Raw genomic sequence first — 23,488 nt, 5'->3', positions numbered from 1 at the left:
CTATGACACGAAATGTAGTGTTAAGCTGTCGTTTACTTTGGCGTGCTGGCGCGACACGATCCATGTTCTGCCGTCGTCCTTACGGACCGTGAAGCTTTCGTTCGGAATCACTTCGCGGTCCGTCTCGAGCACGATGATATCTTCAGGCTGGGTCAGCCGGAATTCGAGGCGGTCGTTCTCCACCTTGGCAATTTCCGCGGTCGAATACACAATCTTCACTTCGCCAAAGGTCACATTGAGCGGCAGCATAACCCCGTCTTTGCTTTGCAGCAGCAGTTTACGTCCGCCGAACAGCGGTTGGCCGTTCTCCAGAATACCGATCTCTTTATCGAAGCCGTCCAAATTCAGCACATGGACGAATCGTTCCCCTTCATTCGTTGCCGTTGAAGTCATAAAGATGCCGTGGTTTTTGCAATCATGCGTCAGCCCCGCTTTCGCGCCGAGAAGCTCCAAGGCTGTCCGGAACAAATCGATATCACACCGATACGAATTGCCGAATACGATCGCGCGTCCCGCTCCGACCTTCGCATCGAACGCGGTCACTTCACCGCTGCCGTACACGCGCATAATCGGCGTTTGGCCGCCGACGTCGAACGTCTGGGCGACATATGCACGCATTTCCGGCCGCGGAGCCGCCCACCCTTCGGACACGATCGACAGGTAGAAATGGCCCGAATCGCGGAGCAAGCCAAGCGGCTTCACCCCTAACGCTTCCGTCAAAATCGTGCACGGCTTGCCTTCCATATCAAAGCTCGGCAACTCACCGTAAACGAGCAGGCTTCCTCCCGCATGCAGGTAGTCGGCCAGCTTCCGCTGGATATGGCCGTGCATATAACGGGCAGACGGCAGCGCGAGAACCGGGGTGGCCGAAGGATCAAGCGGCTTATTTTGAATATCGGAGGCGCCGAACCGATAGCCCGCCAGCAGCATGGCCCGGCCCATGATCTCCCAAGCGCCGTGCGCGCGGTTCCCTTCGATATTTTGCAGGATTTCCTTCACGCGCTCGCTGCCCGGATAACGGTATTCCGTCATGTAATAATCCGGAATGAACGCGAAGCTGACGTCGTCGCGTTCCTCGTTCATTCGCGCGAGCTTATCTCCGACAGCCAATATCGTCTTGTTCGTGCGAGCCATTCTCGGAAACGTATAATTGTACTCGCCTTCCGGACTAATCGGAGCGGCAAAGCCGTGGCGTTCGCCGGTAAAGGCGATTCGGTCGTTCCCGTCGCTAGGCGGCATATCCATCCGATAGTTATAGCCGCCGGTCAGCAAATAATAATTGAGAAGCCGATTCCCTTGCGCGATGCACATCCGTGCTTTAAAATCGGCGGCCGAAGGATCGTTGCGTCCTCCGTACGTCTCGCCGAAGTTGCTGTCGCCGCAGTTGAATTCGACGGAGGTGAGCGGCTGGTCCGGCGTATGCACCGCGTCCATAAATCCGTTGATGATATAAAGATCCTGGAACGTCACCATGTCCAAATCCCCGAAATAGATGTCGGAGCCCGATAGATATCCCGGCGCCTGCGTATATGCTTCATACAGCTGGCTGATGCCGATCGGGAACGTGAACCCGCGGCCCCCGTCCGTCCCGTGAATGTTCACAACGAACGGAACGTCCTTGACGCCGAACTCCTCGGCATATGAGCGAAGAATGGCAACATAGCGGGCCGCTCGGTTCCGCATATAATAGCCTAAGTCGTGCGTCAGCTCCGGCGCGTATCCTTCCTTCGGAGAGCGAATGCCGGTCTTGCGCGCTTCGGCGTCATCCAAGGAGAATGGATAACGGGCCGAGAGCTGCTCCGCGGAATACCGCTGCTTGAGCCAAGCGGCGAAATCGCTCAGCACGCTGTCCGTAAGGTCCGGACAATTGCTGACCCAAGCGAGCATGCCGATCTCATTGTCCAGCTGCACCGCGATAATATTGCCTCCGTTCGTGTAGAGACGGGGCGCCACGACCGCCATCACCGCCCGATACCAGTTTTTGCTGGCCTCAAGGAATCCGGGGGCGAGGTAGTCGACCGTCTTCGTCGTCGCCGGGTTTCCGTCCCAGCCGACCGGAATAATTTCCGGATACTTTGTATAAACCCAGTAAGGCAAACCTTCGTTTTTCATTTCCGCCATAATGAACGGGCCCGGTCTAACGAAAAAGTACAGCTCGTTCTCCTTGCACAGATCGATAAAGCGGATGAGGTTCAGCTCCGGGTGCGTATGACCGTCAAAATCGAACTCCCCTTCCGCCGGCTCATGACAGAGCCACGGTACATAGCTGGCAACCGCATTGCAGCCCGCTTCCTTCAGCTTGTCGATGCGGTCCTGCCAATCCTCCGGCTTAAGCCGGTAATAGTGAATTTCGCCGCACATGATGATCTGCGACTTGCCGTCGATGAGGATTTGCTTGTCTTTGATTTCAATCATCGTTTCAAACCCTGCCTTTTTTCATTTCGAATTGGTCTAGCGGATGATAACGGCGAAACGTTTCGACAAACGGTGACAACAATTACTTATAGTGCGTGTTCAAAAAGTCGGATTTTCACGAGATTCGATGCCGAGTCTCTTCTAGACTCCCTTCGTGATCAAAAAATGACTTTATGAACAACCTCTTCTCTTATAGATGGTGTTATCTCAACCGGTCCGTGAAGAAAGACATCCCCCGTTTAAAGGCCGTCATGCCGTACAACATGGAGCTCCAGTCGATCACTGTCACTTTCTCGGGGTACCAGCGGTCCCTTCCTTCCAGATGCCACCAGGAGTAACGATGCAATCCGTATTTGTAAGCCGCTCTATATTTCACTTCATCATCCCGATCCCTCGGATTGGAATAGGTGTCGTACGGAATGTGCAGCCGATATAACGCATAAAGGTCGTGGATGCCCGCAGGGTAGACCGGCAGGAAGCCGGCAACAATGTAGGCGGAAGCGACGTTGCCAGGTGAATCCTCGATTTTATCCGCATGATAAGTGTTGTACAGACCGTCATTGGCGCCGGCTCCATACCCCCATACGTAGGAAGGCACATCGGTAAGCTCTTTCCACTTCAGCCGGTCAGCCGTGCATGCATTCTCATAGTACTGATTGTAGATCTCGCTCTTCGCATAATCCGGAACCAAGAAATAAGGGAACTGGTGCACAAACGAAGACAAGAACTTCAAATCGCTCGGATCCTTCGTGTTCGTATCGGTAATAACCGGAATGTCCCGGTAATATTTCATAGGGAATTCATTAATCTTGTGTTCCGCAAATGTGTTATCCCACAACTCTTGGATGTCCGGGTCTTCCGGCTGGGCGATTTTCGCCAAGTGGGCAACCAGCACATATTCGTTGTAAGCCGGGAGCGGGGCGATTCCTTGGCCGTCCTTCACGATCATGTTGATGATGCCTCTATGCTTATCCGCGATAACAACACGCCAGTCGATTTGCTCTAACAATTCATGAGCCATCTCGTCGATTTCGGGCATTTTATCCTTAAAATGCTTCCCCGCGAACAAGGCTCCCGCTACCAGCAACGATGTATCGATCGTCGAAATTTCGGAGCCCAGATTCGCGCCTGTCTCCATGTCGATGAAGTGCGCGAAGAAGCCCGTCGCGGCGTCTCTAGCCGGCTTGCAGCCTTCCACATGGCCGAGGACGGCATTAAGCGTAAGCTTGACCTTCTCAGCCGCCTGGTCGTCCCAGCCCTCGTAATCGGCAACAACCAGGCTGATCAAGCCGACCCCGGTCGCAGAGACCGAGCAGCGGGCCTCCGGATTTCTCGCGAAACTGTAATATGCGTCGCCGTAAAGGCCTGTGTGCGGATTGCGGCAAGCATCGATCAACCGGTAGGAGTCCTTATGCTGGCGATCGACAAACGCCTTCACCTTCTCCGAAAGCTGATCATAAACATTCGTCGTTTGTTTCATCGTAATCTCTCTCCATTCGCCGCCTGAAATAGCCTATTTATTTTTGAATTGCAGGGCTTCAAGCCCTTTCTTCACGTAAGGAACCTTCATGAACATGTTCCATACCGTCTCGTCCCGGTAATTGGCGGCCATCAGCAGCGTGATCCCTTTATCGATGCCGATATAATCGGGACCGACCCAGTCGGCATTCAGATTGAATGCATCCTTCAGCCCATATTCGCCGCTTAGATCCGGAACCGTTAGGAAATACTTCAACGCCTCTATGGATTCTTCCGGTGTAAACACAACCGAGCCCAGCGCCCCGGCCGGCGGAACGGTGCCGTCCGCTTGATGGGCCGCATTGTCATAGCCGGAAGGCGGCGAACCGAGCAATCCGTTATAGCCGGCGGGCGAGTCGGATGCGGTAAAGCCCCACGACTGCTCGCCCACGCCTTTAAACTTCTCGCTTAGATCGATGGCGAACTGCCGGCTCGCCTGGGAGGCGACGACCGAGTTGTTGAACCAATCAACCCCGTCACGGTCTACCAAGCCGCGAAAGTCGACCCAGGCATGCGAGAACTGATAGGTGAACAGGGAACCGAACCAGGAATGGATGAACGGCTCGGAATTCTTATACGATGCTTTGTGGCGTGTAAAGCCGTCGTAGACGTCAATCGGATGCGTCGGCGAACCGGCTGCCAGCACGTAAAGGGACAGCTGCTCGGCATAGAAGTCCCAATGGCCTTGAAACCCTTTCTCCGGGGAATATGCCATATAGAACTGATTTTTGCCTTTGTCTACGAACCAGGGCCACTCGACGCGCTCATACAGCTGCTCGCTCTTCTTCTGGACATCGCCGCCGAAGTATTGCCCCGCCGTCAAGACGCCGTTCATTAGCAAGCCGGTGTCGATGCTCGAAATTTCGCTGTTCCACTCCCGCTTCCCGGTATCGATGTTCACAAAGTGGTAAAAAAATCCGTGCTCATGCTCCATCCGCAGAAGCGTATCGAGCGTGCGGTCCGCTCTGTCATAGCCTTCCTCGCGGCTGATCCAGCCGTTCTCCACGCCGATCGGAATCGCCGTGAGCGCGAATCCGGTGGCCGCCGTGCTGGCGATCTTCGGATTGCCCGGGTACCGGTCCCTCGTCAAGCCGTAGCCTTCGGAGCCTTCCTCGCGGTTCGTCTGCTCCCATAGATAGTTGAACGACGCCTTGGCCTCAAGGTCCAATTCGTCCGGCTGCTTCTGCAAGCATCCCATCGCCGCCAGCAGCACCACAGCACCGGCCAGCCATGCGATCCATCTTCTGTGACGCAAAGCAAGTGCACTCCCTTCTCAAGCGATCCTATTCGCCTGTGATGCCTGATCGTTCAATGCTCTCTACGAACCAGCGCTGCGTGAAGAAGTAAACGATCAGCAGCGGGATGATATTCAAAAACGTTCCGGCCATATTGATCGCTTCGTTCAAGCTGCGTCCGGTCTGGGCGTTCGGATCGGCCGGGAATACCTTCTGGTACGTTACCGCGAAGTTTTGCAGCTCCAGCGGCAGCGTCGTCAGCTTATCGCCCAAGTACAGCGCCGCGAGCAGCGTTTCGTTCCAATACCAAACCATCGAGAACAAGAAGGAAATGATGAAGGCCGGCACGGCCATCGGCACGCAAATAACGGCAAATATTTTGTAAGCACCGGCTCCGTCGATTTGTGCAGCCTCCTCGAGCGACTTCGGAATCGACCGGAAAAACTGATAAAAAATCAGAATGAACAGACCGCTTTTGATCCCCTGTCCGAACGCCGCCGGAATGATATAAGAAAATATGCTCCCGATTAATCCGAGATCTTTAAACATCAGGAACTGCGGAATCATCGTAATTTGCGGCGGTATGATGAACGTTGCCAGTACGAGCGCAAACAAGACGGATTTCCCCGGAATCCGGAAGCGGGCAAAGCCGTATCCGATAACGGCCGCCGAAACGGTCTGGACGACGGCAGGAACGAAGGAAGCAAGAACGTTCTGCCACAAGGTATTAAGAAAGTCCATGACCTCGGCTGCCTTGGCGAAATTGTCCATATAAAATCCCGACGGAATATAGGTGATCAACGGATTGATCAGGTCTTCCGTATTCATGAAGCTGTAGGTGATCATATAAAACAACGGGTACAAATAGACGAAGCCGATCAGAGACAGCAAGAAGTATACGGCTAATTTGTAGACAATGCCTTCTCCCGTAAACCCCCACAGGACCCGCTTCGTCTTGTCGATCGTTCTGCGGTCAATCCCTTTCATACCATCCCACCTCCTAACGGTTCGTTTCCCGCTGCCTGGTTACGAGCACCAGCACGCTTAGCAGCACCAGCATGACGAGGAAATAGATCCACGCCATCGCAGCGGAATAGCCCATTCCGTATTTCGCATCATACATCGCGCTCTGGATCTGAGTAATGACCGGATTCAGCGAAAAGACGGACTGCATGATGACGGTATACACCATATTGACGATAATCATCGGGTTCAGCGCCGGCAGCGTCAGCTTCCAGAACGATTCCCATCTGGAGGCGCCGTCGATGCTCGCCGCTTCGTACATCGAGGAATCCAGCTTCTGCAGGCCTGCCAGGAAGATCAGCATCTGCACGCCGGAGAACCAGAGAATCGTAATAAACGACGTCATCAGGAACACGATCAGATCGGCGAGCAGCTCCGGCATGCTTTCATGAAGCTTGCTCATTTCGATAATCGTCTGGATGCCCGGGAGCGTAGTGGCTCCTTGATCCATCAGCTGCTTGATGACAGGTCCGCTTGTAATAATGACCGGAAGAAAGTAAATCGTCCGGAAGATGCCTTTGCCGCGGATTTTCACGTTCAGCAGAAGGGAGACGATTAACGCGAACACGACGATGATCGGCACGATCACAAGCGTCTCAACAAAATAGGTAGCCAAGGTATCGCCGAACTCAACGTTCAGGAACAGCGCGTTCCGGTAATTTTCCCAGCCAATGAACGTTGTCTTGACTCCGTCTGCGGTAATCTTTACTTGGCTGAAGCTGAACAACAAGGTGCGGATCAAAGGGTAGCAGGTGAAGACCAAAAAACCAACGATCCAAATCCAGATAAACGATAGGCCGATAAGCGCCTCTCTAAGCCGGTAACGGATTTTCATGAACGGCCTCCTTCCCGGACCAAGAACCCTTGCGCCGGAATCTTGTTCCCGTCCGCCGTAACTTCATTCATGGTGTAATTGACATAGATGACGGTGCCGTTCGAGTAAGTGTTTCTAAATACGCCTTCCCGCACTTTTTCACGTTTGTCAAAGGTCGCATCCGCAACAGGCTTCAGGGCTTCCGCAACCGTCCGATATTCATGTACGGCCTGATCCTTCCACACCGAATACTGCGAAGTGAACAGCCACCATGACGACTCTGTGTTAGCCAGCTTGATCGGATCCTCGTCGGTCAGGATGAAGGACGGGTAGCTACCGTAATCGATCATTTTCAGTTGCTCCTTCTGCGGGTTCGCGTTGAAATTGGAGGCCTGGGCGTAATAATCGACATGTCCTTTCAGCACAAGCTGCAGGAACGGCACCTCTTCGCTCTCCAGCAGGAAGCTTGAAGTGCTCATCGGCAGATCCATGACCCGGTCGGCAAACCTCCACAGGTAATAATTCGGCTTGTAAAATGCGTAGCTGTTGATGGAATCCCGGGGCAGCATCGACGTATACGTCTCGATCGACCCGCTGCGCGTAGACGAGGACTTCCCATAAGCGGAAAAAAGATTGCTACCTATTGAGTCCATCGCGATATGGTCGATGCCGTGCTTCTGGAATGAAGAAATTTCATTCTCAAACAGCTTCGCGGACGCTGCCGGCTGCAGGTAGTACGACGTGTCGTAGAACGAAAGCAGCTGCTTGGAAACGGACTGGGCGATGTCCCCCTTGCCGTATCCGTCCGCCGTCGCCCCGGCCATCACGTAATCGGTATAAAAGTACACGGGAATGCCTAATGCTTTATACTTTTCCACGAATGCGTTCCAATCGTCCCCGCTGCCTACCTTTTCTTCAAACGGAAAATGTGTAGGAGATGCTCCGGTAGCGCCGCCCTCCGTGTAGCCGCGGACAACAACCATCATGCGGTCCACTTCATTTGCCCGCAGATCGGTCAGTATATCGTCCATTTGGTCCACGGTGGTCATGGGGATGACTTCGCTCCCAATCAATTGCTTTTGGTTGTCCGCGGCGAAAAATTCGATGCGGAGCGGGAGCGGATCCGCGCCGTCCTTCTTGGCGGGCAGCTCCCCCCGCTGCACAAGCTCGCTCTGCACCCGGTTTGCCATGCCGGAATAATCGGCCTGCGTGCCGGAAAGAAGCATGACTTTCATGGAAGCGTCGAATTGGTTCTTCTCTTCCTGGTTTAAGGTGATGCCCTTGCCCTCTTTGTCCAAGGACTGGAAGTAGTTTTCTCTGTATATCCATTTCGCCGTGGTCCAATTGTAAGTCGTGGTCACATTGCCCGGATAAGCGCGGATTTCCGCGTAAGGGGCGCCGCCCGTGATCATGGAAACGAAAGCGTTGCCGCCTTCCTTATGGGCGATGCCGAACACCGGCAGATACACTTGCTCTACGGGTGTCGCCATTCCTTCTGATAGCTGCGGGCTGCCCTTCATCCCGAGATCGTCGCCGAACACTCTCCCGATATAGGGCTGCGTCGCCAGCGTCTGCTCGTTCAAGCTGATGAGCGCTCCCGAGCCGTCAGGAATGAGCATATATCCTTTATCCGGCTGAACTCCCTTGGTTGCCCCAAAGAACGGATACACGTAGAGAGATTGCAGCCGGTTGTCCTTATTCGTCTCCTGAATCGAATTCTCCGGAACCTTGAATTCGATCGCGTCTTCCGTCAACCGAACTTCCAGCTTCAGCGAGATTCCCAGCCTCTCGTAATTCACGTTCGCCGAGAAGCCGTCCTCCATGGGCTCAACCGCAATCTTTGCTTGCTCTCCGGTTACCGGCGCGGTGCTGATTTTCCGTTTGGCATCCATGTATTCCACGCTCAAGCCCGACTCGAAGAGCGATTGCCACGATTTGTTCAGCTTGTCGTCCTTCTCATCGAGCGTGCCGTCCCATACATAACCGTTCTGTTTGTCTTGGACTTTGATGCCGAGCGTGTCCTTATTTACATAAAGCGCCAAGCGAGCGTTTTCCGCAGCTTTCTCGTATGATGCGAGTCGATCGCCCGATGCGTCCGCACCGGCGCCTGGAGCTTCCGGTTGGTTCACTCCCTGCTGCGCGAGCGCCGCGATCGAGATCAAACCGGCCAACAGCAGGAACGTTAACGATAGAGCAGCTATTCGTTTCACTTTGTTAAGCACGGTTTCTCATCTCCTGAATGATCGTTTGAATGAATTCCACTTCTTGATTAAATAAGAGCACTAACAAGAAAATAACCAGGGCAGCCAATACGATGCCGAAGACCGTTAGGAACAAATTCCGCACCGTCTGCCTGAACGTATAATCATGCAGCTCCTTCACCATGATGCAAACGAGAAGCAGCGACCAGCCTTGGATAAACATCATCGAATAGTCGTAGACGAATTTTTCGTTATACGTCAGCACGTTGCTGATCCATGCGATCGGGAGCGCGAATATCAAATAAGGCGACAGCGCGTAAATCGTGCCGATATAAACCTCCGACAGCTTTCCCTCTCCGTCGCTGATCGTGCTGACCATATAGTTCATAACGACCCAGAATATTAGCGGAACGGCCGTGGTCAGCATGATCGGCAATAAGTCCATTTGGTCGGGATCTCCGCTTGCGAACAAGTATCCTTTGGCATAGACCAGAATGATTTGAAGCAGCAGCATCCAGACATACAGAACCGTCGCCGAACGGACGGTCGCCCTTTTGTGTTCCTTCAGCTCCTGGACCGCATCGATCGGATGCTTGAGGAAGTAGAACATGAACCCGATTTCTTTCACCAGCTTAATGTCCGCCACGCGGTTTCTCAATCGTACAAGCGGCTGCAGCACGCGATACCGCCGATGCAGCGTTCGGATGACGTAACCCGCAACGATGATGGCAAATACGGTATATACGACGACATTAATGTTTTGTTGAAGCCAATCATTGCGGATTTTCCAGAATGCGTCGGAATAACCCTCCTTGTCTTCCGCCATCCGGAAGCTCTCCAGAGCCTTGCTATTCTGGTTTTGCTTGAAATACGATTCAGCCAACGATTTGTACGACAAAATAAAATAGCTGTTCATCTTGAGGATCTCGTTCCAGATGTCCTCGCTCTGCACGTATAATCCTTGCTTGTACTGGTCGACGCCCTCATAAACCTTCGTTCCGAACGGGGTGATCGAATAGCGGTTAATGACGTTCCGCTCTTTGTCGGCGACGTACAGCGTACGCCCGGAGTCGGTGACGTCAATGGCCGAGGCGCTTTTAAACAGCCCCTGGCGCTCATACTTGTCGTCCCCTCCGCCAAACATGAACAGCAAATTGCCAAAGCTGTCGTAAACGCAGATGAGCCCATTGACGTCTACCGTATAGATGTTTCCGCCCGCATCCACGTCGATATCCACCATCGAATCACTGGTCCAAGAGCTTGAGGACAATATGTTATCGCCGACAATATTCAGCTTCTTGATGCCGTCACTGCTAATTCCATTGGTTACCGTGTACAGCAGCCCTTGATAATCAAGCACAATGCTGGTCGGGGACGGCGGCGTCGATTTGAACAGCTGCGCCTTCTGTCCTTCGGTAAAAATGAAGCGTTGAATGAGCATTTTCATCGACAGGCTCGTTCGGTTCGCGCCGACGTAACCCAGGAAATGCCCCTCGTTGTTCAACTGCACGACACCGTTGATGGAGCCTTCGCTGATGACGTAGATGTTGCCGCGTTTATCTACCGCTACCTTCTTCGGTGCAAAATCATTCTTTTTGCCGTAAATCGGTTCCTCCGGACGGCCGAACTGTTTCACGAGCTTTCCCTGCTCGTCGAACACGACAATTTGCTTCAACCCGTAATCCGCGACGTAAACGAGTCGATCGGCGGCCACATACACGCCGGAAGGATTCGATAAGACGTCTTCTCCGATCGTTTGCGATGCGTTGTTCTCTTCATACACTACGATTCTTGCATTTCCGGGATCCGCGATATACAGCTTTCCGGTCGGCTCATCATAGAACAGATCCGCCGGCTGGTTTACGTCAAGCCGAATCATTCCGTCCGGTTCATATGCGGTTTGCGTCCCGACGATCATGCCTCCCGGGCCTTCGGTCCCTGTTTGATACGGCGCAGCGGCCATAGCCGGAGCCGAGAATTGAACGAGCAGAAAGCTTGCAATTACGACGAGCAACACCCATCTGCCTACCGTCTTCTTTTTCATCTGCTTCACACCTATTTCAGACCGGAATGAGCCATCGTATTCATAACCCGGCTTTGCATAAAGATAAAGATCAGCAAATTCGGGATAAACATGATGAGCGCGGCCGCCGCGGATATCCCTTGGCCCGCCACTTCATTGTTGGTCGCCGTAAAGGTCGACATATAATAAGCAAAGTTCTTCAATTCCTCGTCATTGACGTACAGCGTCGCCGGCTCTATGCTGTTCCAGCTGAGCTGGAACGCCAGGATCGCAATCGTGGCGATCGCCGGCATCGTCATCGGAATGATGATTTTCCGGAAGATCGTAAAGTCGTTCGCTCCGTCAATCTGGGCAGCCTCTATCAGCTCATTCGGAATTTGGTCAATGAACTGCTTCAATAGAAACAAGCCGACAGGCATCGCCAAGAGCGGAAGAATATTAACCGAGAAGTCATTGATCAATCCGAGCTTGACGACGAGGAAGTACCTCGGAATGGAAACGGCGACCGGAACAAACATAAGCGCGAGGGTATTAATCGAAAACAGCGTGTTCTTCAGCTTGAAATTTTTCTTAGAGAAGGCGTATCCGGCTGCTGCGCTGATATAAATCGTCGCGAACACCGTCACGACCGTAATGACGACGCTGTTGAATATATAGCGGCTGACCGGAATGCCGGAAACCGTAAACGTCGACAACAGGAACCGAAAGTTATCCATCGTCGGATTTTGAACGAAAAACCTCGGGGGAAACGCAAACAATTCGTCCATCGGTTTAAGCGAATGCGAAAATATAAAAATGATCGGCATCACCATGAAAACCGAGAGGGGAGCCAGAATCAGGTAGAACTTCAACTGACTGATATGAAATCGGCTCGGATTCATCTTTGTTCCTTGAAATGAAGCCATACTTGTTCCCTCCTACTCTTTCTCGGCGAACATTTTCCATACGAACTTCGAGCAAAGCCAAATAACCAGGAGAAGAACGGTGGAAATGGCCGAAGCATAACCCATCTCGTAGCGGATGAAGCCGTAATCCTCAATGTGATTGACGATCAACTGTCCGGCATATGACGGCGTCGGGTTCGTACCCGACAGCTGAACCCCGATGAGCCCTGCTTGAAATGTGTTAACGACCGCCATGACGGCACCGAATAGCATTTGCGGTTTCATGGACGGAATCGTAATATGAACGATTTCTTGAAAGCGGTTCGATATCCCGTCGATATATCCTGCTTCATACATCTCCGAATTGATGTTCAAGACGCCTGCAAGCATCGCCAAAAACCCGATGCCCATACTGCTCCAAATCGTGACGACCATCATGATCGGCAGCAAATACTCGGGCGATTGAAGCCATTGGATCGGCTGCGTGATGAAGCCGTTGCGAATCAGCAGGCTGTTAATATAGCCCGTCGGGTCTCCGCTGAATATCGTCTTCCATACGACCGCCATCGCGACGCCCATCGTAAGGGAAGGCGAATAGATGAGCAAGGCGAGCACCGTTCTCGGACCGCGCTGAATTTGCGCCAGCATCCAAGCGAGAAGGAACGATAAAATATACGAGATCGGGCCGACGATGAGCGAAAACTTCAAGGTGTTCGGCAAGACGTACTGCATGAACACGCTGTCTCTCATAAATAGATCGATATAATTTTTGAGCCCCATAAACTTCGGCATTTGAATCGCGTTAAAGCTTGTGAAAGAGAGCCCGACCGCAAATATGACGGGAAGCACGATAAAGATAAAAAAAAGCAATAGATAGGGAGCGAGGAAAAGGTAGGCGGAGCCTTCCTTTTCTCTCCATTTCTTAAATTTGCTGCGGGTTTGTGGCGTCCCGTCGATTCGCGGCAGCGCTGCTGTTTCGGACTTAGTTTCCATCTCTTCCTCTCACCCAACTTTCTACATCCTCGATTGTTGCGATACGGTAAGGAGCGACAACCTTGCCCTGTTTCATATATCCGAACTCTTCCATCTTTCTTGCCGTTTCCTTGTCGATCTCGTTCACTGCGTCTTCCACGGCCGAACGGATATTTTCCCCGTCGAATACAACCTTGGTCCAAATATTGCTCAATTCGCGTTCGATTAAATAGGCGCTAGGCGACTTGGGCACTTCCTTGAGCCATTTCCACTGCTCCAGAACGACCTGTTTGTCTTCCTCCGGCCAATACAGCTGGGAGAAGGCTTCGTTATTGGCGGTATTCCACAAATATTCTTTGCCGTACAACGTTTGCAGCTGGTTAGCAAAGTGCACCTGCGTCTCCGTTGAAATCCACCATTTTAAAAATTGCCAGGCTTCGTCGGGATGCTTGGTGCTCTTAAAGATCATCGACACTTGCGCCGAGCCCGGCTCCCATCGTTCCGTCACCCCGTTGCGCGTAATCCCTGGCGCGGGAGCGATTTTCCACGAGCCCTTCAGCTCGGGAGCCGCCACTTGCATTTGGATATACGTAGCGAAGTTGCTGACGCCCAGAGGCATTTTTCCGGAACGGAAGTGCTCATAGAATACGGGCACCTGCATCTGCAAACCATACAGCTTGAACAAATTCGTCATCAGCTCTATGCCTTTCAGCGACTCCTTGCTGTCGATTCCCGTCTCAAAAGCGTCCTTTCCGAATATATCCCCGCCCGCTTGATAAATGAAAGGCGCGGTAGCCATGAACGGCTTCATTCCCGTCGCGCCGGCGATCGGCGAATAGAAATTCATGCCATACCGCTGCAGCTCCGGCATGATTTCGATGACGTCGTCCCATGTATCCGGCACAGGAATGTTGAGCGAATCCAATATATCCTTCCGATAAAACAGTACGTAAAAATCTTGCGTTTCAGGAACACCGTATACTTCGTCATTCACGATGAGCGGCAGCAGCGCCCCGGGCGAGAACGGTTCGATCACTTGGCCGAAGTCGCCAAATTGCTTTAGATCGAGCGCTGCGCCCCGGAAGCCCAAATCGAATGGGATATTGTTGCTGATACCGAGAGCCAGGTCCGGGGCGATGCCGGATGAGGCGGCAAGCGTAAGCCGCTGCTCGTTAGGCAATGTCGAGAAATTCACCTTGATGCCCGTCTTCGGCGTAAACTGTTCGTCCACCATCCGCTGCAGGAGCTCCATATAGTTTCTAGGCCGGTTCATCCAGACGTTCAACGTTATTCCATCGTCGTTGTCCTGCCGTTTCGGCGACCGGAACGTATGGAAGAACTGCTTTGTGCCTTCATATACGGAGTTGATCCAGGAGGCTTTATGCTCCGGATAAGAAGCGCCTTTGTTCGAAATGTACAATTGGTCTACCGTTAGCGGCTGCATTTCGAAATCGGTGATCGCATTCGACAAGTTCTGCGTCACGGAACCGGCCCCGCCGTTCAGCTCATTCAGCTTACGCGGAATTTGGTTCGGCTCGGCCGCCAGCTTCTCCAGGCTGCCCACCGCCATCTTCATTGCAGTCAGGCCCTTGGAGCTGTCTACGCCGCCGTTCAGCATGACCACCTTCTCATACTCTTGGCTAAGCGCCTTCGCTATATCAATTAAATCTCCCTGAATAGTCGGAAAGTGCTCCGTAATCTCCCACTCCCGATTCTGATCCACGTCGTTGCCCACTAATTTGCGGATTTCCAATGTCAGATCGTTGGTCTGTTTAATGGATTGCTGCAGCAATTGCATCACATCGTAATACGGGCTCGCATCCGCCATAATCCCGATTCGATGCGTTCCTTTGCTTAAGTAAAACAGATAAGGGCCTTCAACTCCTTGCAGCACTTCGGTCTTCCATGAAGTCGAATACTCGAAAGGATAATGCTTCGCTTCCTCGAAGGGAATATGCCCGTTGATCGTAAAGGTCCGGAACACTCGGGAATTCGGTTTGTCCTCTTGCTTATATTTAACGCCGATTTGGTACAGGCCGTCCTGTTCCACATGGATGTCGTAATAAACCGTTTGGCCCGATATATCCCATGTTTTTCCGCCAAGCGTGTTGAGCAGCAGCAGGTTCGTCGCATAAGGGCTTACTCCCAAGTTTCTGCTTGGCAGCGGGTTGATCGTCGTATCGTTTTTGAAATCGGGCTTTTCCGCTTCCTTCACAATCATCGCCGACTTCGCTTCTGTCTTATCGATGTGCTGGGCGGCATATTGCGCATACGACGGCAATGCAGCCGGAGCTGCAACGGTAATGCTGCCGTTTAACAATTCTCCGTTCATCAATGTAAATTTAATGATGTTTTTCCCTTTGTTCAGCTTGATCTTGATCGGCTCCGGATTCATCCGGTTCGGATCCGCGAATTCAATCGTCTGCCACTCGTCCGCCCGCACCTGCGTCGGCATCACTTCGTTCCCGTAGCGGTCCTTCGGAAACGTATCCGTGTTGCTTTTCCACAGCGGCGGGAGAACAAATCGATTGGCTTCCAGAGCAGGGGATTTTCCGTTTACTTGAATGCTGTACTCCGTAGATTGCAATCCTTCGGCAAGAATAAAATAATCGAATGACAGGGTATACTCGCCTTCCTTCGGAACTTCAATTTCGGCTGCGAAGGAGTCGCCCTTCTTCAGGTGAATCGCGCCGTCATCGTAACCGTAGGCAGCCTCTCTGGCAAGAATCGGTAAGTTGGAATCGGCTATAAAACGGGATGGGGCGATCCTGAAGGATCCCCCGTCGGCCGGAATCATTCCTTCTTTCTCCCTTTGATCCAGAGAGGCAGAATTACGGTTATTGACCATATTGGAATTGGAATCGGCATCACCATTCCCTCTGCTAATAAAGCCGCTGATGCCTGAGATCATGATGATTCCAATCAAGATCAAGCTGAAGGTGATCTTGGCTCCTCTACGCCTTAACATGGATTCTACCTCCTCTGGCCACCGGTCGTAGGTTACTGTGTCAAAGCGGAGATTGCGTCGGCTGCTGCCTTGTATTCATCGTTCGCAAGCTTATTGATTTGTTCCGCGTAATCTTCGATCTTCGTACCTCCCTTAATGCTGTCAAGAATCAAATCGCCGAGGTTGGCGTTTTCCTTGTCGCCGACTTTGACGCCGGTTGGCGCTTCCCATCTGGATCTAACAACGCCCGGAATGAACTTGACGCCCTCCAAAATCGCATTGTCGATGTTATCGTAAGCCTCCTTCAATCCCTCATAGCCGCCGTTAGCGAAATATTGATCAAGGATGCTTTGGTCCGTCGTCATCGGCAGGGATGTATACGAACCGTCCGTGTTCAGCTCCATACGCTTCAAAATGCCATCTTTGCCGAACGTCATATATTTAGCGAATTCGTATGCTTCTTGTTGGTGCTCGGTGCTCTTCGAAATACCGATGAAATCACCGATCAAAATAAATTTGCCGCCAGGGATGCCGATAAACTTGGATTTGAAGTTCAGATTGCTGAAATCCTTCGTTGCCCATGTGCCTTCCCACCGGACTGCAACCTTTCCTTGATTCCACACGTCGCCGTGCCAGGTGGCATTGTACTTCGCTTTTTCGTCTTCGGACAGGCTATCGAACGTGTATTTGCCCTGCATAATCTCCTTCGCCTTGTTCACGCCTTCAATAAACACCGGGTCGTTCAAGTGATACTGCTGTCCGTCCCATGTGAACCAGCCGAGCTTCGAATTCACGGAGGCCGGGTACCAGTCCGGAATTTGGACCGCTTCGGACAATCCAAGAACGTCTTCCGAAGGATTGTTCAGCGTTTTTACCGCGTTCAGGAACTCATCCCAAGTCGGAGAATAGTTCAGCTCCGGCAGGTTAGCTTGCTCAAACAAGTCTTGGTTGATGAAGTAACCCTGGAAGAACATCCCCGCAGGAACTGCGTAGATTCCGCTGCCGTAATGCGTGGCGTTCTCGAGCGCTTTCGGAATGTTTGCCCACTCCGGATCGGATGCAGCGATGTCGTTAAGGTTGAGCAGCCATTCGTTCGTCAAGCCGAACGGAATGTTCGGAAGCATCATGACGTCGGGCAATTTGCCCGCAGCCGCTGCAGCCGCCAGGGAATCGCCGTATTTCGAATAGTCGAACGATTCGTCCAGCTGGATATCGATGTTCGGATGAGCCTCTTCGAACGCCGCGATCATTTTTCTTTCAATGTTGTTTTCGGCTTCGGTGCCGAGGTTCCAATTCACATAATTGATCACAATCTTCTCGCCCGAGCCGACATTTGCATCATCGCCAGGCTTATTCGTTTGTTCCTGGTTCTGCCCTTGGTTCGGCTCCGTTGCGTTGTCGGTCTTGCTCGACGAACAACCGCTTAACAGTGCGACCAGCAGCGTAAGAATAAGAGCGAATACAACGGTTTTCTTCATACTGATCCCTCTCTTTTGATTATTGTTGTTTATTTTCCATCGCCTTCCGTGAAAAGCGTACGGCGCTCAAACCGGGTCCTGGATAATGGCAACGCTTTCACTTTAATTTTGCGAAGGCCTAGTAGCGAAGCTTGCAGGATCTTCGCACGACCAGCTCCGTCGACAGTACATACTCATGCTCAAGCTCGAGGCCGTCCAATAGCTGCACAATCAGGTGGGCAGCTAGCGAGCCGATCTCGTACTTGGGCTGACGGATTGTCGTAAGCGGCGGGTTCATGTGCTCGGCGAGGAAAATATCATCGAAGCCGACGATCGAAATATCGTCGGGAACCCGGATACCGGCCTCTTGGAAAGCTTTAATGCCGCCTGCCGCCATCTCGTCGTTCGCATAAAAAATCGCGTCCGGGAGCTGGCGCTGGCCGATCAGCAATTTTGTTGCCATATAGCCGCCATCGATCGTAAATCTTCCGTTGATATTCAAGTTGGATGTGCATTCGAGATTGTAATCGCTTAAAGCTTGCAAATACCCTTTGTAACGCAGCTTGTGATCATAGGAATTGCTTGAACTGCTGATGTACGCGATTTGCTTGCAGCCGTTCTTGATCAGCAGCTCCGTCGCCATATAGCCGCCTTTCTCGTTATCGACAAGAACATTGTAGATATAATCGCCCTTGAGGTACCGGTCAAGCACGACGATCGGGAAGCCTTTGCGTGCGGATTGTAAAATCGCTTCGTCATGGAGATTGTGTTCCGAGATGATGACGCCGTCTACGCGCTTCTCTCTCAGAAATTTAATCGCGGTCGATTCGTTGCCGCCGAACGAACTGCAGGCAATAAGGTCGTAACCGTTCTCGAGCGCGACTTCCTGCACCCCTCGGATCAACTCCGAATAATACGGACCGGACATGTCGCTTAAAATCAGCGCAATCGTCTTCGTGCTGCTCCGCTTCAGGTCTGTCGCCAAACCGTTCTTTTGATAATTCAACTGTTTGGCCGCCTCGATAACCTTCGCTCTTGTCGCTTCGCTGATCTTGCTGCTGCCGTTGATCGCGTAAGATGCAGTCGACAAGGACACCCCCGCCGCTTTGGCTACATCCTTCATAGTTGCCATTCACGTAACTCCTTCTCTTCTCTCAAACTTATATTTATCAGTTGAAACGTTTCACTTACCGATATCATAATGGAGAAAAATGACATCGTCAAGATTTTTTTGTAACCGCTTTAATATATTTTTGATCAAGTTCATATTCTTGCATAAATGCTTGTATACCAAGGGTTATTCGAAGTCCCTCTAACAATTCCTTGATTTTTTATGGTGGTGAACAACAGGTGAAATTTAAGTGAAACGAATCGTATGTTAACCTCTATCTCCGACACCTGCCTCGGAGTTTGGGCGCCGACATTGATCCCCAGCCCAAAAAAAAGAGGAAACTGCCGTGACGACAGTTTCCCAAAGGTTAAGCTTTATGATTCGTTACACTTCAACTTTACGATCTATCAGATATGCGGTTGCATAGACGATCAACGCTGCTATGACGAGTTCAAACGCAAGTCCGCCCCAGGCGAACACGTACTCCCCTGGCGATATGTTCACGCTGGTTTCGTTCCCGAACTGAATCGTAGCTGCAGGCCCGATCCACAGATCCTCCGTTCCGAAGAGCAGATGATTCATCCAACCGAGCAGGTAATGCAGCACGAAGAATACCAGGATGCCGATCCAGACGCTGCCTTTTTTCGTAACGCTCCTCGACACGGTAATCGCGAAGAAGATCGTTATCATTAAGAAGATAAACTGCCATGCAGCCAATAAAGCGTTCGCCACATAATACCATATCGGCAATTCGGATAGATGGAGAGCTTCCCATGGCAAACCGGACATTCTCCAATATAGCCATGCATGGGCAAGCATCAAAATAGACAGCACCAGTAGCGTTGCGCACGCCAGGAACAGGGATGACGAAATGCTCCACACCGAGCGGACGGGAAGCAGTCTGCGGTGATATGCTTTAATGTTGCTGGCGAAGTTCTTGCAGGTAACTACGAGCAGCAGCACGCTTGCGGAGCCGTAGGCAAGCATACTTAGGATCATCATAATGCCCGGTTCCCAGTGCCTTATCGATCCGGTTACCGTAATGAGAACCTGCACAATCAGCAGCACCGCGAGGGCCCCCAGCAGCGTCGTCGCATTTCTCTTCCAGTCGTACTTCAGCAATCTCATCATGTTATGCATACACCTCTTTAAACATCTCATCTATGCTCTTGCCATGTTTAATTCGGATGTTCTCCACCTCGTCATGCATGACGATCTCTCCGTCCCGAATAAAGATGACTTCATCAAATATCCGCTCGATATCGCTGACCAAATGCGTGGATATGATGATGCTGCTGTCCTCATTGTAGAATTTGACGATGGCGTCCAAAATTTTGCCCCGGGCTACGGGGTCGACCCCGCCGATCGGCTCGTCAAGCATATACAGCTTGGCATTTCGGGATAGTGCCAGCGTCAGCTGCAGCCGCTCGTTCATCCCCTTGGAGAGAGTGCTTACCCGGTCCTCCGGGTTCAGCTTCATGAATTCCAGCATGCTGCGTGCTTTATCGGGGTCAAAATCAGCAAAGAAATCCCGGAAGTATTCAATCGCATCCGATACCTTCATCCAGCCTTCGGTCAACGGGCGGTCCGGCATAAAGGATACCTCCGCCTTCGTTTCAAGGCCGACCGGCATGCCCGCAATTTCCATGCTTCCCTTCGAAGGCTGCATCAGGCCAGCGGCGATTTTCATGAAGGTGCTCTTTCCGCTTCCGTTCGTACCCAGCAGTCCGATGATTTTACCGCTGCCGATGCTTAAGGATACGTCGTGCAGCGCCTTACGCCCTCCGCCATAAACTTTGCTTATATTTCGGGCTTGCAGCAGATTCTCCATGTTCGCTCCACCTCACTTGTATTCATTAAGGTTCTTTCACGGCATCTTCAACGATGCTGACGATGTCCTGATCCTTAAAGCCCAGCTCCTGCATGCCGCGAATGAACCGCTCCAGCAGCTCGCCGGCCATTTCTTTCTTAATGGTCATAATTTTCGATTCCTCGCTTGTCACATACCGGCCCAATCCCCGCCGCGTCTCCACAATACCCTCACGCTCCAATTCTTGAAAAGTTCGCTGCACCGTGTTCGGATTGATCTGGAGCTCGGCTGCGAGCTCCCGCACTGATGGAATTTTATCTCCAGGCTGAAGATTGCCGATAATGATCTGTTTCTTCAGATAGGTCATGATTTGCAAATAGATCGGCAGATTATTGTCAAATTCAATACTCACTGTCCGGTAACTCCTTTCCGCCGCTCATCTCGGTCTTCTTGGCTTTCTCTATTAAGCGACATCCCGTTTTTTAAACGTAACAAAGCCTGCTCCGAGAAACAAGAGAAGATAGGCAACGAGCACAGTAATGGAAAATGCTAAGCTCATGCCAGGGACCGGCGAGGACCCGCCTCCGCTGTACATGGACAAATCCACATTCAGGAACAGCAGATACTTCGACCAGCTGTAACGTGCGAGCAGTTGTACCACCATGCTCTCCACAATGACCGAAAACATGCCGATACCGATGGCAGCTCCCGACGACCGGGTTAGGATGCCTACCATAAACGTCAGGGTTACGTAGACAACCGTGTAAATGAGATTGTACAGGGACCCCTGCAGGACATCATTAAGCGTAGCCGAGCCGTTCTCCATGCCGAAGGTAATCTGACCAGTTAGCACTGACACAGCTAGCATACACGCTACAAGGGTTACTACATAAATCAGAATGGCCGTATATTTCGAAGCCAAAATTTTGGTCCGGCTTTGTGCGCGGATCAGCAGCAGCTTGATCGTTCCCATGCTGTGCTCCTTCGCCACCGTCCCTGCGGTTACGACGACCGCAAGCAGCGTCAGCATTTGGCCCATCCCTCTGGTGGAGACGGCCATCTCCGCAAATCCGTAGCCGTTGTCTCCACCGGAGAAGTTATACAGCATCACGGCAACGAGAATGACAGCGCCTGCCAGCAGCAGATAAGGCAAAAAGAAGCTGCGTTTCTTGAACATTTTGAGCCATTCGTTCCATACCAGGTTTCCAAAGCTACGCAATGCGGTTTCCTCCCGTCCATTTCAAGAATTCATCCTCGAGCGATGACTTGTGCTCCTCAACCCGATAAATGCGCACCCGCGCGTTACACAGTGCGGATATCAGATCGGGAATATCCTCTTCCTTCAATCGAACCGTCAAAGCTCCTTCATCCGGGATCGAACCGATCCGAGTCAGAGCATCCAGTCTCGAGGCAGTCTGTTCGGCGAGTTCAAGATCATTGACGCGAAGCGTTACGGTAGACAGCTCTTCGTTCTCCCCGGCCTGGCCGATCGCTCGCTCCGTCACGAGTTTCCCCTCCTGAATGACAACGACACGGCTGCACATCAGTTCCATCTCGGAGAGCAGGTGACTGGATACAAGAATCGCAATTCCTTCTTCGCGGGCAATTCGCTTCAGATAATCACGCATTTCGCGGATCCCTGCCGGGTCCAGACCGTTTGTGGGTTCATCCAGAATCAATATCGATGGGTTGTGCAGAAGAGCCTGAGCGATGCCTAATCGCTGGCGCATCCCGAGGGAATAGGCACGGACCTTCTTGTGAATCGCGTCCTGAAGCCCGACCAGCTTAACGATCTCCATAATTCTTGTGATGCTTACGCCGTCAGACATACGCTGGTATTGTCTCAGATTGTCATAGCCGCTCATATACGGATAAAATTCAGGATTCTCGATAATGCCTCCGATATGACGAATCGCCTTCACAAAGTCTCCCTTAATACTATGCCCTTGCACCAGCACGTCCCCGCGGGACATCTCAATCAGACCGACAATCATCCGGATCGTTGTTGTCTTACCGGCGCCGTTAGGACCGAGCAAGCCTACGATTTCTCCGTGATGTATATCAAAGGTAAGGCCATCTACAATATTTCGACGACCGATCGTCTTGGTAACTCCGTTTACGGATAGAACGGGAGTTGTATTCGTTCCGACCATGGTTCCACTCCTCTTTTGTATCAGTGTTATAGTTGAATAGTACACTAAGATATTGGTATTGTAAAGCCCCGATAAGAAAAAATGAAAAGAATTGAATTCGAAATGGCGGAAAGCAAGCTAGGAGGCATAGGTGTCACCTTAAGGCTATCTATTTTAGTTGGAGTGGGATACCGCAGGAGTGATATTTACAGGTCCACCTTCTGGACCAGCTGGATTGGCATGAAACATTATACATACCCAGGCAAATGGCATGAAGGGTGTCAAGATCGTGGAAATCGTTCCAGGCGCGTCCGCAGACGGCATTCTTGAGGTAGGCGATATCATTATAAGCACCGATAATAAGCAAATTCGGCAGTATGATGAGTTAGAGGGAATCGTAACGGCCGTGCAGCCTGGCGAAGAAATACACTGGCGTTTATTAGAGACGGTCAACAGCAACAAGCAACACTTACCGTACTCCCCTACGGTCAGCGAAAGCCGGTTGGCAATCCTCACTAGAGCGGAGTAGGAACATTAATCCTTGCAGGATACTTTCGGGGGCGAGTTGAGCTTCACGCCCCTTAAAGCTCAACCCTGAGTTCTTCTTAAGAGGCGCCGGTAAACGATTTACTATATAAAATATTAATGACATACATATTTAAAAGGCCGTCATCGATTGCTCGATAACGGCCTTTATGGTTGTTCGCTTGGCGGCGTCCTACTCTCCCGGGACCCTTCGGTCCAAGTACCATCGGCGCTGGAAGGCTTAACGGTCGTGTTCGGTATGGGAACGCGTGGAACCCTTCCGCCATCGCCACCAAACATGATTTTTGCGCTGCCTTTGCTTCATGATTGCTCATCAGCAAAATATCAAGCCTTAGAAAAGGCATGCAGCTTCAAAATCGTTTCAAGATCTTTTGAACCTTGAAAACTAGATACGAAACGT

The 23,488-nt window shown here is 51.7% G+C and carries 18 protein-coding genes and 1 rRNA gene; 1 reads left to right on the top strand and 18 read right to left on the bottom strand.

The window, feature by feature from the left end; translation table 11 throughout:
- From MKX76_RS25840 to MKX76_RS25760, 17 genes are all read right to left on the bottom strand, one after another.
- A complete protein-coding gene (locus MKX76_RS25840) occupies positions 1–2,415 on the bottom strand; it encodes a beta-galactosidase (RefSeq protein WP_341034840.1) in 2,415 nt (804 codons plus the stop codon).
- Between the two features lie 202 nt (positions 2,416–2,617).
- Positions 2,618–3,895 carry a hypothetical protein gene (locus MKX76_RS25835; RefSeq protein WP_341034839.1) on the bottom strand — a complete coding sequence of 426 codons (1,278 nt, stop codon included), beginning with the start codon at positions 3,893–3,895 and terminating at the stop codon, positions 2,618–2,620.
- 33 nt (positions 3,896–3,928) lie between these two features.
- Positions 3,929–5,188: a glucoamylase family protein gene (locus tag MKX76_RS25830; RefSeq protein ID WP_341034838.1), complete on the bottom strand. Its 1,260-nt coding sequence runs from the start codon at positions 5,186–5,188 to the stop codon at positions 3,929–3,931.
- Positions 5,189–5,216: 28 nt separating this feature from the next.
- Positions 5,217–6,155 carry a carbohydrate ABC transporter permease gene (locus tag MKX76_RS25825; protein WP_007132609.1) on the bottom strand — a complete coding sequence of 313 codons (939 nt, stop codon included), beginning with the start codon at positions 6,153–6,155 and terminating at the stop codon, positions 5,217–5,219.
- A 13-nt stretch (positions 6,156–6,168) separates the two neighbouring features.
- The gene (locus tag MKX76_RS25820; protein WP_341034837.1) at positions 6,169–7,026 is read right to left on the bottom strand and encodes a carbohydrate ABC transporter permease; all 858 of its coding nucleotides are present in this window, start codon (positions 7,024–7,026) and stop codon (positions 6,169–6,171) included.
- Positions 7,023–9,227 carry a DUF5696 domain-containing protein gene (locus tag MKX76_RS25815; protein ID WP_341034836.1) on the bottom strand — a complete coding sequence of 735 codons (2,205 nt, stop codon included), beginning with the start codon at positions 9,225–9,227 and terminating at the stop codon, positions 7,023–7,025. The genes MKX76_RS25820 and MKX76_RS25815 overlap by 4 nt, the downstream gene beginning before the upstream one ends.
- On the bottom strand, positions 9,220–11,250 hold the full coding sequence (locus tag MKX76_RS25810; protein ID WP_213616939.1) for a YIP1 family protein: 2,031 nt from the start codon (positions 11,248–11,250) through the stop codon (positions 9,220–9,222). Before MKX76_RS25810 ends, MKX76_RS25815 begins: the two co-directional genes overlap by 8 nt.
- An 11-nt stretch (positions 11,251–11,261) precedes the next feature.
- On the bottom strand, positions 11,262–12,134 hold the full coding sequence (locus tag MKX76_RS25805; protein WP_007132613.1) for a carbohydrate ABC transporter permease: 873 nt from the start codon (positions 12,132–12,134) through the stop codon (positions 11,262–11,264).
- 12 nt (positions 12,135–12,146) lie between these two features.
- A complete protein-coding gene (locus MKX76_RS25800; protein ID WP_034274210.1) occupies positions 12,147–13,106 on the bottom strand; it encodes a carbohydrate ABC transporter permease in 960 nt (319 codons plus the stop codon).
- A complete protein-coding gene (locus MKX76_RS25795; protein WP_213616937.1) occupies positions 13,096–16,053 on the bottom strand; it encodes an extracellular solute-binding protein in 2,958 nt (985 codons plus the stop codon). Before MKX76_RS25795 ends, MKX76_RS25800 begins: the two co-directional genes overlap by 11 nt.
- Positions 16,054–16,085: 32 nt before the next feature.
- Positions 16,086–17,510, bottom strand: coding sequence for an extracellular solute-binding protein (locus tag MKX76_RS25790; RefSeq protein ID WP_007132616.1), 1,425 nt, complete (start codon positions 17,508–17,510; stop codon positions 16,086–16,088).
- Between the two features lie 118 nt (positions 17,511–17,628).
- On the bottom strand, positions 17,629–18,621 hold the full coding sequence (locus MKX76_RS25785) for a LacI family DNA-binding transcriptional regulator (RefSeq protein WP_007132617.1): 993 nt from the start codon (positions 18,619–18,621) through the stop codon (positions 17,629–17,631).
- Between the two features lie 363 nt (positions 18,622–18,984).
- Positions 18,985–19,731 carry a hypothetical protein gene (locus MKX76_RS25780; RefSeq protein WP_341034835.1) on the bottom strand — a complete coding sequence of 249 codons (747 nt, stop codon included), beginning with the start codon at positions 19,729–19,731 and terminating at the stop codon, positions 18,985–18,987.
- A gap of 1 nt (position 19,732) precedes the next feature.
- Positions 19,733–20,431, bottom strand: a complete 699-nt coding sequence (locus MKX76_RS25775; RefSeq protein ID WP_341034834.1) for an ABC transporter ATP-binding protein — start codon at positions 20,429–20,431, stop codon at positions 19,733–19,735.
- Between the two features lie 25 nt (positions 20,432–20,456).
- On the bottom strand, positions 20,457–20,822 hold the full coding sequence (locus MKX76_RS25770; RefSeq protein WP_007132620.1) for a GntR family transcriptional regulator: 366 nt from the start codon (positions 20,820–20,822) through the stop codon (positions 20,457–20,459).
- Positions 20,823–20,873: 51 nt separating this feature from the next.
- A complete protein-coding gene (locus MKX76_RS25765; protein ID WP_341034833.1) occupies positions 20,874–21,629 on the bottom strand; it encodes an ABC transporter permease in 756 nt (251 codons plus the stop codon).
- Positions 21,622–22,563, bottom strand: a complete 942-nt coding sequence (locus MKX76_RS25760) for an ABC transporter ATP-binding protein (RefSeq protein WP_341034832.1) — start codon at positions 22,561–22,563, stop codon at positions 21,622–21,624. Before MKX76_RS25760 ends, MKX76_RS25765 begins: the two co-directional genes overlap by 8 nt.
- A gap of 268 nt (positions 22,564–22,831) precedes the next feature.
- Here MKX76_RS25760 and MKX76_RS25755 point away from each other — a divergent pair, with 268 nt between their 5' ends.
- On the top strand, positions 22,832–23,071 hold the full coding sequence (locus MKX76_RS25755) for a hypothetical protein (protein ID WP_007132623.1): 240 nt from the start codon (positions 22,832–22,834) through the stop codon (positions 23,069–23,071).
- A 176-nt stretch (positions 23,072–23,247) separates the two neighbouring features.
- Here the strand turns inward: MKX76_RS25755 and rrf are convergent.
- Positions 23,248–23,364 (bottom strand): 5S ribosomal RNA (gene rrf / locus MKX76_RS25750).
- Positions 23,365–23,488 lie beyond the last annotated feature (124 nt).

Source organism: Paenibacillus sp. FSL R5-0810 (assembly GCF_038002285.1).
GTDB lineage: Bacteria > Bacillota > Bacilli > Paenibacillales > Paenibacillaceae > Paenibacillus_AQ > Paenibacillus_AQ lactis.
This window is presented reverse-complemented; position numbering and strand designations above follow the sequence as displayed.

Bases quoted from the DNA above. Each gene is read 5' to 3' on its own strand.
- MKX76_RS25840 (WP_341034840.1), bottom strand. From the start codon at position 2,415: ATGATTGAAATCAAAGACAAGCAAATCCTCATCGACGGCAAGTCGCAG.
- MKX76_RS25835 (WP_341034839.1), bottom strand. From the start codon at position 3,895: ATGAAACAAACGACGAATGTTTATGATCAGCTTTCGGAGAAGGTGAAG.
- MKX76_RS25825 (WP_007132609.1), bottom strand. From the start codon at position 6,155: ATGAAAGGGATTGACCGCAGAACGATCGACAAGACGAAGCGGGTCCTG.
- MKX76_RS25820 (WP_341034837.1), bottom strand. From the start codon at position 7,026: ATGAAAATCCGTTACCGGCTTAGAGAGGCGCTTATCGGCCTATCGTTT.
- MKX76_RS25810 (WP_213616939.1), bottom strand. From the start codon at position 11,250: ATGAAAAAGAAGACGGTAGGCAGATGGGTGTTGCTCGTCGTAATTGCA.
- MKX76_RS25805 (WP_007132613.1), bottom strand. From the start codon at position 12,134: ATGGCTTCATTTCAAGGAACAAAGATGAATCCGAGCCGATTTCATATC.
- MKX76_RS25800 (WP_034274210.1), bottom strand. From the start codon at position 13,106: ATGGAAACTAAGTCCGAAACAGCAGCGCTGCCGCGAATCGACGGGACG.
- MKX76_RS25795 (WP_213616937.1), bottom strand. From the start codon at position 16,053: ATGTTAAGGCGTAGAGGAGCCAAGATCACCTTCAGCTTGATCTTGATT.
- MKX76_RS25790 (WP_007132616.1), bottom strand. From the start codon at position 17,510: ATGAAGAAAACCGTTGTATTCGCTCTTATTCTTACGCTGCTGGTCGCA.
- MKX76_RS25785 (WP_007132617.1), bottom strand. From the start codon at position 18,621: ATGGCAACTATGAAGGATGTAGCCAAAGCGGCGGGGGTGTCCTTGTCG.
- MKX76_RS25780 (WP_341034835.1), bottom strand. From the start codon at position 19,731: ATGATGAGATTGCTGAAGTACGACTGGAAGAGAAATGCGACGACGCTG.
- MKX76_RS25775 (WP_341034834.1), bottom strand. From the start codon at position 20,431: ATGGAGAATCTGCTGCAAGCCCGAAATATAAGCAAAGTTTATGGCGGA.
- MKX76_RS25760 (WP_341034832.1), bottom strand. From the start codon at position 22,563: ATGGTCGGAACGAATACAACTCCCGTTCTATCCGTAAACGGAGTTACC.